Source organism: Paenibacillus lautus (assembly GCF_050482385.1).
In the GTDB taxonomy this organism is placed as follows: domain Bacteria; phylum Bacillota; class Bacilli; order Paenibacillales; family Paenibacillaceae; genus Paenibacillus_AQ; species Paenibacillus_AQ lautus_B.
The window spans coordinates 677,506-690,249 of record NZ_JBCNHV010000001.1; the positions used below are offsets into that span (position 1 = coordinate 677,506).

At 42.3% G+C, this 12,744-nt stretch carries 11 protein-coding genes and 1 pseudogene; 7 read left to right on the plus strand and 5 right to left on the minus strand.

From position 1 onward, the window contains the following. Position 1 precedes the first annotated feature (1 nt). Positions 2 to 1,204 (minus strand): DUF4179 domain-containing protein, encoded by a 1,203-nt coding sequence (locus ABEW73_RS03200; RefSeq protein WP_430172223.1) that lies wholly within the window; start codon positions 1,202 to 1,204, stop codon positions 2 to 4. Continuing rightward, complete coding sequence (locus ABEW73_RS03205) at positions 1,191 to 1,736, minus strand: sigma-70 family RNA polymerase sigma factor (protein WP_430172224.1); 546 nt, start codon at positions 1,734 to 1,736, stop codon at positions 1,191 to 1,193. Before ABEW73_RS03205 ends, ABEW73_RS03200 begins: the two co-directional genes overlap by 14 nt. Before the next feature lie 263 nt (positions 1,737 to 1,999). On the opposite strand from ABEW73_RS03205, the gene ABEW73_RS03210 reads away from it, so the two are divergent. The 5 genes from ABEW73_RS03210 (at position 2,000) to ABEW73_RS03230 (ending at position 7,088) form a co-directional block, all read left to right on the plus strand. Further along, the gene (locus ABEW73_RS03210) at positions 2,000 to 3,448 is read left to right on the plus strand and encodes an MDR family MFS transporter (protein WP_430172226.1); all 1,449 of its coding nucleotides are present in this window, start codon (positions 2,000 to 2,002) and stop codon (positions 3,446 to 3,448) included. 25 nt (positions 3,449 to 3,473) lie between these two features. Further along, positions 3,474 to 3,752, plus strand: coding sequence for a DUF1648 domain-containing protein (locus ABEW73_RS03215; protein ID WP_430172229.1), 279 nt, complete (start codon positions 3,474 to 3,476; stop codon positions 3,750 to 3,752). 77 nt (positions 3,753 to 3,829) lie between these two features. After that, positions 3,830 to 5,281 (plus strand): alpha/beta hydrolase family protein, encoded by a 1,452-nt coding sequence (locus ABEW73_RS03220; protein ID WP_430172231.1) that lies wholly within the window; start codon positions 3,830 to 3,832, stop codon positions 5,279 to 5,281. A 190-nt stretch (positions 5,282 to 5,471) separates the two neighbouring features. Then, complete coding sequence (locus tag ABEW73_RS03225) at positions 5,472 to 6,365, plus strand: TetR/AcrR family transcriptional regulator (protein ID WP_430172233.1); 894 nt, start codon at positions 5,472 to 5,474, stop codon at positions 6,363 to 6,365. Positions 6,366 to 6,566: 201 nt separating this feature from the next. Next, positions 6,567 to 7,088 carry a hypothetical protein gene (locus tag ABEW73_RS03230; protein WP_430206373.1) on the plus strand — a complete coding sequence of 174 codons (522 nt, stop codon included), beginning with the start codon at positions 6,567 to 6,569 and terminating at the stop codon, positions 7,086 to 7,088. A gap of 74 nt (positions 7,089 to 7,162) precedes the next feature. Here ABEW73_RS03230 and ABEW73_RS03235 read toward each other — a convergent pair whose 3' ends face one another. Further along, entirely contained in the window at positions 7,163 to 7,846 is a 684-nt protein-coding gene (locus tag ABEW73_RS03235) for a hypothetical protein (protein WP_430206374.1), read from the minus strand. A 367-nt stretch (positions 7,847 to 8,213) separates the two neighbouring features. Between ABEW73_RS03235 and ABEW73_RS03240 the strand changes: the two genes are divergently transcribed. Next, complete coding sequence (locus ABEW73_RS03240) at positions 8,214 to 8,729, plus strand: LysR family transcriptional regulator substrate-binding protein (RefSeq protein ID WP_430206375.1); 516 nt, start codon at positions 8,214 to 8,216, stop codon at positions 8,727 to 8,729. Between the two features lie 1,099 nt (positions 8,730 to 9,828). Here the strand turns inward: ABEW73_RS03240 and ABEW73_RS03245 are convergent. Both ABEW73_RS03245 and ABEW73_RS03250 read right to left on the minus strand, forming a co-directional pair. Further along, positions 9,829 to 9,966 (minus strand): annotated as a pseudogene (locus ABEW73_RS03245) (helix-turn-helix domain-containing protein); the annotation flags it as partial. 122 nt (positions 9,967 to 10,088) lie between these two features. Next, complete coding sequence (locus tag ABEW73_RS03250; RefSeq protein WP_430162176.1) at positions 10,089 to 10,928, minus strand: hypothetical protein; 840 nt, start codon at positions 10,926 to 10,928, stop codon at positions 10,089 to 10,091. Between the two features lie 534 nt (positions 10,929 to 11,462). Here ABEW73_RS03250 and ABEW73_RS03255 point away from each other — a divergent pair. Beyond that, positions 11,463 to 12,638: a site-specific integrase gene (locus tag ABEW73_RS03255; RefSeq protein ID WP_430162174.1), complete on the plus strand. Its 1,176-nt coding sequence runs from the start codon at positions 11,463 to 11,465 to the stop codon at positions 12,636 to 12,638. The last annotated feature ends 106 nt before the right edge of the window (positions 12,639 to 12,744 follow it).

Genomic DNA, 12,744 nt, shown 5'->3' on the forward strand with positions numbered 1-12,744 from the left:
GTTAGTTATGGTGAATGTCATACAGCTTTTCCAAGCTTGCGCTTTCTACAGGAATGGTGATCTCCAGATCCTTAAGGTATTTCTTTACAATTTCTCCATTACTGTCGACTGCAAATAATCCAGAATTGGCCGTTGGGTCTTGAAATACAGGCAGAAACGGCTTGAGTATGATGTTATCCGGTGTTTCCTCAAATCGGTCAAACATCATTTCCATCTGATATTGTCCATCCTTGTTGTAGACACCCATGCCAGCTACCAATCCCAGCACCCTCCCACGATCATCCCATACCTCGTACAACAAATTTTGAGGGTCTATTTCTTTCGATTGGCTGCTTTGTTCAATATTAACGATAAGGTCCGTCGTTATGGGAGTGAGTTTAAGCTGCTCGAGAGTCAATTTAAGACCACCCCACTCCCTTGTCTCTCCAGACGGTACAACGATATGGTCTGTACTTTTACGAACAGGGAGATCGATAATAAATGGCTCTTCAATTCCTTCAAGCGTGATTTTGGCTGTTAAAAGAAATTGATCCGGCATGGTTAGAGCCCCTTCGCCCTGATAGGAGTAGTCGGTTAATTGGTATAGGAACGCATTAGGATCCGAGGTTGGGTTCCCCATCAAACCGGGTCTTTTACCACCGCTATAGTCATAAAGTGAGGTTCCGTCTACAAACATCTCAATATCCGTTATGGCGCCTCTTTGATATATCTGCTTGATATTTTCGCCTTCTTGTACGACCTCATAGTCTGATATGCCACCAATAAGCCCACTGCCCTCCCGCTTAACCGCCAGAGACAAACGGGATCCGTCATACACAACCTGAGGTATTCGGATGGTCACCCCTTCATGGGTAACGCTGGCGTTCGGTTCTGTAACCAGCCCGCGTTCTTCCGCTGTCCGGAGTCCCAGATCACTCGCAAGCTTGAAGATGCTGCCAACAAGTGGAATATTCTTTAATGACTCTGCCATAATCGGGGAGACAAATGCGCTGCTCATCACGCCGATGATTGCTGCGGCCGCTGTTGCTCCCATAAATTTACGTGCTTTTTTGAAACGGTGTTTCTGTTTCGTTCTCGTCTGCATCGGAAGTTCGGCCAAGGCAGCATAGACCTCATCCTGACGACGTCGAATGATAACCGGAACCTCACGCCGCAGCTCCTTCCCGGTCTCCCGAAGTACTTTATCCAAGTCAATAGGATTCATAGGCCAGCTTCCCCTTCCGATTTTGTTTTACTTGTTCAGACAGTATTCCCCGAGCTCTATGAAGACGTGCCCTTACAGCTCCATCGGAAATATCCAGCACACGTGATATTTCCTTAATAGGTAAGTCTTGAAAATAAAATAAATGGATGACGATTCGAAGCGATTCATCTAATTGTTCAACCGCTTCAAGAAGATCGAGCTTGTGGCTGTCTTCGTAATAATTGGATGCTCGTGCGTGCTCCGGCACTTCAGCCATAACAACGGTACGTTCTCTGCTCCGAAGCAGTTGATTGCATTCATTGATCAGAATCCGAATCACCCAAGTTTTAAAATACTTCGGTTTTTGTAATGTAGATAAAGATTTATATGCTTTAAGTGTTGTTTCCTGAAAAGCATCCGCACAATCTTCATCGCGTTTCAGAATGGACTTCGCCAAGCCGTACAGTTCGGGTTCCAGCCTCCGGAAGAGCCGGATAAACGCTTCACGATCTCCTCGCTGTGCTGCCTTGACTTCATGTTCCAATTCCCGCACGATATTCATCTCCTTTTGAGGGCCCTCTATAAGATTAGATGGACGAGTATACTGAAATGTTATATTTCTCGATAAAAAACTTGATGAATACCCGTTTGACACAAAATACGTTCATCGTTACTATTATAAATGACTTATTGGTTTTAATAAAAACCATAAAGTTTAATAGGCGGAATATCGAGGCAAATCTACGATATGGGAAAGAGCATTATTCCGCTCCGCAAATCTTTTTGCAAAATTTTAAAGAAAGTAGGTTCACCATCATGTCAGATCCATCAACTATTATCCGTAACACCTCAGAAGAAAGACCGTTTACGATCAAAGACATTATTGCTCCATTACTTGCCGTCATCATCGGTACCTTCATGGTTCTATTGGACAGCACGGTCGTTAATGTCGCCGTACCTACGCTAGTTCAATATTTTGATAGCCCCTTACACACCATTCAATGGTCGATAGCCGCCTATACGCTTGCTTTGTCAGCGGTTATCCCTCTCGCCGGGTGGATGTCCGACAAATTCCAACCCAAGCGGGTGTTTCTCATATCGATCGGATTGTTTACGATCGGATCCGTGTTATGTGCTTTTGCCCAGACAGCCGAGCAATTAATCACCTTCCGGGTTATTCAGGGAATAGGTGGCGGGATGGTCTCGCCGATTGGTATGGCGATGGTGTATCGCCTAGCACCTCCGGATAAAAGAGGTTCTATTATAGGGATGTTTGGAATTCCTTTACTGCTCGCGCCAGCGCTTGGCCCCGTCATTTCCGGATGGTTGATTGAGTTTGTCAGCTGGCAGTGGATATTTCTGATCAATCTCCCCATTGGAGTAATCGGGTTATTCGTGGGGTTAAAACATCTGCCACTCTTTCCAGGAAAGGAAGCTCCGTCTCTGGACATTGTCGGCATGATTCTTGGACCATTAGCCTTTGCGATGATCACCTTTGGGGTCAGTGAAGGAGGGGTAAACTGGACTTCTGCCAAGACTTTATCCGGCCTTATCATTGGTGGGATAGCGCTTGTTCTTTTTATATGGTCTTGCTTGAGACAAAAACAGCCTCTGCTTGAGTTGCGTGCATTCAAATCCGTTGATTTTACGCGAGGTATTATCATTTCCTGGATCATGCAAACCGCCATGTACGGCTCGGCACTTCTCTTCCCGCTGCTTCTTCAACAGATTAGAGACTTTACACCGCTAACGACAGGACTTATCCTGCTTCCTCAGGCCGTCGGTTCCATGATCTTTATGCCTATGGCAGGCAAGTTGTTTGACAGAGTTGGAGCGCGTCCCCCACTTCTGGCTGGGATGACATTAATGACGATAGCCTTGTTTACGATGTCCTTTGTTCGAACCGACACTTCGTTAGCACTCATTATGGGCGTGTTATTTTTAATGGGTTCCGGTATGGGGTTATCGATGATGTCTTTGAACACGCATGTATTAAATGCAACACCAAAGAACCTTGTAAGTAGAGTTACTCCACTCACAAGCGCTTCACAGCAGGTAATCGCTTCATTTGCAGTAGCTGGCTTTACGGGTTACTTGTCCTCTCAGATGACATCAAACCTGCCGAGTAACCCTGTTGGAACCAACGCTCTGGAATCCCATGCAGCATCCTTTGCGGACACCTTTTTCCTGGCTGCTTGCATTGCATGTATAGGTCTGGTTCTTAGTTTTTTTCTTAGAAAACCAAAACAAACAACTAACAACTAATGCATCAATAAAAGGAGGTACTGAATTGAAACTCTATCTTCATCCTAAAATGCTGCTGTCAGTCACTGTCCTCTCGGTCCTTGCCTCATGTATTGTTAGTTTTTATTGTTCTCCAGAGATTCCGATCCATTTTAGCGGAGGACACGCGGACCAGTTTGTGAACAAATATATTGGACTATTTATTTTACCGGCAATCATGCTCATTACGCTTTTCATCCACAGGATTTATAACCAGGCTGCCTGGCTGATCTACTTTTTGGCCTGCCTGCATCTATTTATGTTGTACAGCGCTTTGGTTTATTAGAGTTACCTTGAGCAGCTAGCAGATTTCAAACAATTAAACCATAACGATCGTAGCCGTTAAATATAGGGGGAACTTTCTTGAGATTCGGAGAAATGGTTATCATTCTATTCATTATCGTATTAGCATTAACCACCATTTGGGGACAAAAGACGAAAAAAAGCTGGCTGATTTACTCGTTAATCGCGCTATATGCGGTCACGCTTGCACAGATTATATTGGAAGATTGCCGTTGGCAAATGATTCCTTGTTATGCAGCCTCGGTTATACTTACTTGTTGTATCCTTTTTAGAAAAAACGAAAGAAAACAACGCCCTGGAAACAGGAGATATTTCGCAGCTTGGTTGTGGACCTCGATGTTGATCCTGTATACGTCAGTCATGGTCGCACTCCCTGTCTTACTGCCTGTGTTTAGCTTCAATCAACCCCAGGGACCCTATTCTGTAGGAACAACAGTATACCACTTTATTGACAAAGAACGGCCTGATGAATACTCAGCCAATCCAACGGACAACCGGGAGCTGATGGTACAGCTCTGGTATCCTGCCGAACATGGAGCAACGGAAAAAACTGCAGCTTACATTCGCGATGTATCAGCTATTACGCAAGGTCTCGAACATGCCTTGTCATTCCCGGCTTGGACGCTAAACCATCTGGGTCTCGTGAAAACTCATGCTTATAACAATATCCAGCTGTCTTCAGCCGAGCAGAAATACCCCGTCTTGATTTTCTCGCATGGTATGACGGGTTTCCGTAATCAGAATACCTTCCAGGTTGAAGAGCTGGCCAGCCATGGTTATATCGTCGTAGGGATTGACCATCCCTATGATGCGGCTGCAACGGTATATCCAGACGGCCGAGAGATTTTGATACAAATGAATAATCTTTCAGGTTTTGAAGGGCTTGACGCGCACATGCCATTATGGACCGAGGATGTATCCTTTATTTTGGATCGACTTGAACAATTGAATAAACAGGATGAACAGAACCTTTTTACCGGACGTCTTGATTTAGACCGAATCGGCATGTTCGGACATTCTTACGGCGGAGCCACCGCTGTCCAGATGCTAATGAAGGATGCCCGGATCAAAGCTGCGATCAATATGGATGGAACCTTATATGGAGACCCTATCCCCGGAACTGGACTAACGAAGCCATATTTACAGATGAATGGTGAAAAGAGCATCGATAAGTCCGTATTCGACAATAAACTGGATCAAGCAATAGCCCAGAGCGGTAAAACTAAAGAGGATTACGAAGAATTTTGGGAAGAGACAGTAAGACGGCGCACCAATGCTCTGCAAGGAGGCGGATATACGATGACGATACTGCATACTTCCCATATGAGTTATACGGATTTCCATCTATTTTCTCCGTTATTGCCTAACCCGGGAGAAGATCCAAGATGGGTTCATCGCATCATTAATGAGGTAAGCGTTACTTTTTTTGATCAGTATCTCAAAGGTGCCCCGAATAGCGATATGGATCAACTCGCGGAGAAATATCCTGATATTGAATTGGTACATGATTAAGTACTTGTTCAAAGTGTCTGGATTAGTTCCTCTAATAACGATATGATCAATATATATTGTCGAAAGAATATGATCGCCAAGGAAATCGGTAAGTGCTTTCTGGCATGGGTGTGTATAATATCCATGTATCCATAAATATGACCTGACTCTGTTTGAATCCGGCTTATGTGTATGTTAAGGGGGCTGCTCTATGAGCTTGTTAAAGGAAAAAATATTGCAATCGGCCATTCGTTTTTTTGCTGAAAAAGGATACCAAGCTACGTCAATTCAAGATATCGCCGATGATTGCAGCATCGCAAAAGGCTCCATCTATAAATACTATGGATCCAAAGAAGAACTGTATATCAGTATTCTGCATAAACGCCAGCAAGATATGATTGATGCTGTAGAGAGAATCCGCAAAAAAGAATTGCCCAAACGGGAAACATTTCTTGAGGAGATCGCCTATCAGTTCGATTTTTTCATCGAGCATGGTTATTATATTTCGCGTGATCATAACGAGCTTCCACCAACGAATAGTGATAAAATAGGCTCTGTCATCCATCAGCTCCAAATGAATATGTTTCGGTATTACCAAGATATTTTGCTCCGTCATTATGGGAATGCGATATCCGAATGGAAATGGGATGTCACAGCCATATTCAATGGATTGATCCGTGAGTATACCTTTCATGTATTATTTGGGTTCAAACCACTAGTTCAAAAGGAGTTAGCTGCTTTTATTGCTGAACGAATGGATGATCTCGTGCAGGGACTAGCACAACGTTCTCCCCGTCCCTTGCTCACCGATGAACTCATGAAGGAATATTCCTTGATTAATTTAGAAGCACTCACTTATACACAAGAGATCCGACGAACTGCGTTGATGGATATGATCGAGTCCATAATCCCGGATCTGTCAATTACGAACTCCAGAAAAAAAGATTTATCTGAGGTAGCGGCAATGCTGCGGGAAGAATTCATCAAAGAACACCCAAGGAACTTCCTAATCCAAGCGCTGCTGCGGGATCTATCCTCAGAGATTGAGCTTGGCTTTTACACCAGTCAACTGCAGCAATTAATTCGGGACAACAAAATTGATTAGTGTTTAACCAATTGAAATTATCCCCTCAAAGTAGAAACTCGAAGAAAGTCTCATGAGAAGCGTGCGAACTTGGAGGGGATATTTTTATGGCTAAAAAGGTTTTCCAAGCGCTGATCCGAATGGAGCCCGGCTTCTGAGACGTCTCTTTTTCGTGTCCACGGCTCGGCCGTGTCGACGTTCGAATGGGGGCCGAACACGGATATGCGCACCGTCGACCTTCGAATGGAGAACCGAACACGATTATGCGCAACGTCGACCTTCGAATGGAGAACCGAACACGATTATGCGCAACGTCGATCTTCGAATCGAGAACCGAACACGAATATGCGCAACGTCGACCTTCGAATGGAGAACCGAACACGATTATGCGTACCGTCGACCTTCGAATGGAGAACCGATCACGAATATGCGCAACGTCGACCTTCGAATGGTGAACCGAACACGATTATGCGCAACGTCGACCTTCGAATGGGGGCCGAACACGTATATGCGCATCATCGACCTTCGAATGGAGAACCGAACACGATTATGCGCACCGTCGACCTTCGAGTGGAGAACCGAACACGATTTTGCGGACCGTCGACCTTCGAGTGGAGAAACGAACACGAATATGCGCACCGTCGACCTTCGAATGGAGAACCGATCACGAATATTCGCACCGTCGATCTCGAATGGAGAACCGAACACGATTATGCGCACCGTCGACGTCGGCATCGGTTATAATCATGATTTTGTGGTAACTAGGCCTTGGACAGATCGAGCGTTCGTCTACCTGATTCACAGCCCCCCGATGTTGTTCACAAAAGATCGGGACTTTGAATCGATCCGATGTACTCGTATCGATATATCTTGCCAGCAGTACCTGTCGGGATTGCGCGGAACTTGCCTTGTTCCACCAATTTACGGCAATACTTGATGACCGTTTGCTTGTGAATCTCCAGTTCTTTTGCAGCTTGCGGAGGGCAAATGATACGATTATGCCGAATGGCCAGACGCATCAGTTGACGCTCGATTTTTCCGAATCTTCGATAGACTGTTCCCCTCCCGTCTTGGATTGCCGCAAGATAAGGGGCTAAAATGCTCCGTACCATGGCCAGCACGAACGATGGATTTTCTTTCATCTCATCCAATGAAATGGAGATTACGTAACATTCTTGCGATTGCAGAAACAACCCTCGATTTAAATCCAATCGATATTTCGAACGATCTTTGCCATGCGAACCATAATCCATGATTTCAAATACGAACCGGAGCCCACCCAAGATCCAGATAAAGTCCACAAAATATGACCGTCCTCTCCAGTCCTTCACCTCATATTCTGGATGCAAACCCGTAAAATGTCCCATTAACGTCCACCATATTTTTTCTGCAAACATCTGATTACCGTACCCATGCCCCCTTCTCAGCGCATCTTTCCGTTCCCCGTGGCGGTTCGACAAATGTTTCTTTATCCATTTTTCATGTTCGATTTCAAAACTCAATTCCATGCCCCTCTCTAATGCAAAACAAAAACGCCCCGACTTCGCTTCCGCTCTGGAAGAAAGTACGGGGCGTGCTTCGCCGCGCTGATTATAAGTATGTATATCTTAACTAAATCGCTCCCAGGTTGCAAGGAAATGAGCCAAACAAACCAACATTGAATTTCGGACGATTTTTCGTTCAAATTTCTTTCTAGTATCGCTCCACACTCGTTTTTGAACGATTTTTCGCTCAAAATTCCTTCTGGGATCACTCCACGCTCGTTTTTGAACGGTTTTTCGTTCAAAATCCCCTTCTGGTATCACTCCACACTCGTTTTTGAACGATTTTTCGTACAAATTTCCTTCTAGTATCGCTCCACACTCGTTTTTGGACGTTTTTTCGTTCAAAATCCCCTTTCAGGATCGCTCCATCGATGTGGCCCTCATCATTGCCACGGACAAAGAACCAATAGATATAGCCTATGAGACGCTTCCGCTGTATAACGAAGAGATGCTAGCGGTGTTCCGTGACGATAAACCGTTTGCCGATCAGGCGGTATTGCCTGTGCAGATGCTGGACCAGCATCCGATGATCATATGCAAAGGTGGGTACGAAGTACCGATTGTCGATCTGTTCAAACGTGCAGGAGCTGAGCTGCAATTCGGGTTTGTTGTGCATAATGTCAACACATGCCTCAGCATGATCGAGCAGGGACTTGGTACAGCCTTATTACCCGCGATCTCCTTGTCCTGGCTGCCTCCCGGTGTAAAAGCAGTCCCTACCAACCCGAAGGCCTATCGCAACATCGAGATTGCCGTCCCTTCCCTGATGGAAGCTTCCCCGGCAGCCCGTTTGTTTATCGAAACGGCCCAGCAATTGTTTGGACATCGCAGCTCTGATTAGAAGATTTATGTTAGCAGTCTTCAGCCCTCCAGCTCTCTGAGCGCCTTAATATCGCAGTCAAAAATTCTGTAGTTATCGTCAGTACGGCTAAAGGTGTATCCGGCAGCCTCCCAGTTTACAAAGTAACCAAAGCATGGACAGGTCAAAAAGGCTTTTACTACAGCAAAAAACCCTTGATGATATACCATCAAGGGTTTTCTTATTATGGAGCCTAGGGGGATCGAACCCCTGACCTCATCGCTGCCAGCGATAGTAACGTATTGCGATACAATATGCTGATTTGTGATAAATCCCTACTTTATAAGGAGTTTCTCTATTGCAAATACGATTACGTTGGCTGATTTATAAAGTGGTATGACGATTTCCGTCCCCAAATCGTCCCCAAAAGTAGTTCAATTGTTCCAACCATTTTCTGTAATTAAGTCAATTGCTTCTAAATATCAGTATCGTACAGAAGTTTTTGCACGGATGGATCCATCTAATAAGTCTGACAATAATAATCTTCTGCTCAAATATCCTACGACAAGAATGTAATTGTTTTTGCATTTAACTTCACGGCCGAAAAACCAAACCAAAAATGGGTAACGGATGTAACCCACATTTCCTTAATATCAAAATCAGTTAGCAACATATGCTCTATACCTCTTTCGATATAACAATTGTCAATCCCATCAATTCTCGAGTTATTTTTGAGGGGTCTGTTGTCAATTGAGTTATCCCAGGCATAATATTTTTTTAACGTAAGTAACTGTTTCCATTTTCTCATACTCTACAATGGTTTGTAGCACTATGGAAAAGAAATCATATCATCAATAAACAAGATGCCGAATCAATTCTAATTTGAAACAATTCTTTTTGTTTGTTATTAAAAAGTGGTGGTTCAAGCATTCTTACTGGTAAGTTAATCGGGGGACAATACTCTACACATAGATCAAATGTTACTTCTACAAAATCACGGTCAGTATAAAGTTCCATAATGCTACTGCTATGACTATCAACATTAGTTGGGTCAATTCCTAGTATAGTTGCACTTTGATTTGAGACAGAGGCTGTCCCTCGCTCCTGATTAGCTGCTTGAGCAGTCTGTGCCGCATTTTATCCTTCCCCGTTTTAGCTGTCTAACGACGGTAGATGGGTGTCGCTTTAATTCAAGACCGATCTTTCGCACGGTCCACTCTAAACGATGCAGGGCCTCTAGTTGTCCACGTTCGATTATGCTAAGATGAGAGTAGTTCATGTTGGGTACTCCTTGAAAAATGGTGTTGTGGTGACTCCATTTTACACGAATCCATACATGGGCTCTTTCTTTTTATTAGCTGTCGCACTTATCACATTGCAAGTTTAAAGTAAAAATTGTTATTAGAGTGACTTCAATATTTTTGGCAGGATCTCTGATTCCCCGCGGGACATTTTCCCAAGGTTTTCTGCGATCCTATTCAATATATTCTTGTCTTTTGTAATATTATATTTTAAAGTTAGGTTTACAACAATTGCAGATATTTTCTCAATGTTTATATACTGTGTTATATAGTTCTCATCATCATTCAATATTCCGATTTCCGAGAGATATAGCAGTCGCTTGATCATCATTGATTTATGATTTTTCTGGACATAAAAAGGGCGAACGTCTAAATAGTTTTCTGTTGTTTTAACATTATTTAGATAAGTGACTATATGATCATAACATCTTAAGCCATATATCCAATCTTTTTTTAACGGCTGGTTTAATAAGTTGTTTTTTTGTGAAGAATTAACGGAGCACAAGTAATCTGATAACAACTCTTTTAGTACTTCAATATTGATTTCGAATTTTCCATACTTATTAAATGAAAGTAAATAGACCAATTCTTGCCCCAAGTCAGTAGTTTTAGATAAATCTATATACGAATTGTTCAAATCAGTAAAAGAACAACTCCCCTTTGTATATTTCCCATTTTGGAAGTTATCTGAAATTAAAAATATTTCAGTGGTATCATCAAAACCGTAAATAAACAACTCGTGATTACGGTGTTTTTTATTAAATGCACTCGAAGCAGGGATATAGAATTGATCAACCATTAAACTAACATAATAGCCTTGTAAAAGTGCATCACGAACGAATTGAGAGATATCGTTCGCCCATTTTAAATAAATTATATCTTTTCTAATTCTTTGTAGTAATATCCACGGACAAATGCTAATAAAATATGGACTTCCCATATAAAAGTCCATCCGGGTTGATTGTTCCAGGTCATTGGGGAGTTCTAATTGAATAAAATTGCTTATTATCCAAGGTTTAGACTCTTCATGATTTTGTAGAATGGAGAGAAAAGAACCGTAATTGGGGTAACAGTCGACAATTGGATCTGAGACAGGATGCATAATATTGATGCAAATCATTCCCCTCTTAATTCTATACTATTTTGCAGTTTATTTCTGGCATTTCGTTTCTGCCATGTTTTTTTTCGCTATTGCCGGTGTTTATACCTGCTTCTTAACGAGCACTACCAATGGATCAAACAACAGCATCTTCTACGACTCCTAACTCGTAAACAATTGTGATGATTGTAGATAGTTAACAACATAATAATAGGATGCTGTTTTTTTATTCAAGGGACTAACGACGGTAGGCTGGTGGCGATCGATTAAAAAGGGTACACTAACCACGATAAAAACGAACAAAATCAATATTCTCTTCAATTCCATATTCCCCCATTGATTTTCATGTTAATATTATCCACTTAGGTATATAGAATGGTCAATAAGTCGTATAGATGGAGCAATTCATATCGATTAATTGTCGAAGCTGGGTACAATACTGATGGTAAAAGAGTAAAACGCACCAAAACAATCAAAGTTTCTGGTAGGAGAGAAGCTGAGAAAGAACTAGCAAAATTCCAAGTGGAAGTTGAAGCTGGTGAGTACATCGCTCCGGAAAAAATGACTTTCTACAATTTTGTTGATGAATGGCATCAAAAATATGCCATTAAACATCTAGAAGCAAAAACACTTGAAAGTTATTCGTATATGCTAAAAAATCATATTGAACCTACTTTTAGTAGTAAGCGTTTAGATGAAATAAAATCATTACATATCGTCAGTTTTCTTAAGGCTCTAGAGCAAGATGGCTCTCGTAAGGATGACAAATCAGGTGGACTTTCCTCAACATCTATCCGCTTTATTCATAGAATTTTGAAGGATATTTTTGAGAGGGCTGTGGAGTGGAAAATTATCAAGAGTAATCCAGTGTCCTCGGTTAAAAGACCTAAAGTATCTTCGTCGAGGGTTGAAGTATACACTGAGGCAGAAGTTTCCGATTTATTAAAAGCACTTCAGAATGAACCCCAGCATTGGAGAATTATGATATCTCTTGCCCTAACAACGGGTTTAAGACGTGGAGAGCTGCTTGCTTTAGAGTGGGATCACATTAATCTTGATGAAGGAATCATTGAGGTCAATCAATCTTTAAGTTACGTTAATGGAGAAAACATCATAAAACCTCCAAAAACTAAGAGCTCAGTTCGAAAGGTTTCCATACCGGAAGCCTTAATTAGCGACTTGAAAGAGTATCAAGAACAAACAATTTCCTCAAAGCAAAATCTAGCAGATAAATGGGAAGGACATCCCGACCATTTCTTTGTCTTCTCATCATGGAATGGAAAACCCTATTATCATACAGTACCTGGTACATGGTTCCGTCGCTTTCTGAAACGAAACCATTTGAAACCTATACGATTTCATGATTTGAGGCATACATCAGCAACTTTACTTATTAATCAAGGAGTTCATGCCAAAACGATTGCGAGTCGTCTTGGGCATGCAGATATCCGAACAACCATGAATATCTATGGTCATGCTTTGCAATCTGCTGATAAAATTGCGGCGGATACCTTAAATGCGCTATTATCACCTAAAGTTGATACATCTTGAAAAAACGTAGTAGTCGTGAAAACTTGAATTCAAAAAATTCAAGTTTAACCGCAAAATCAGGATTTTGTATATGTGTGCTGTTCAAATAAAAACCGCCCTATTGGCC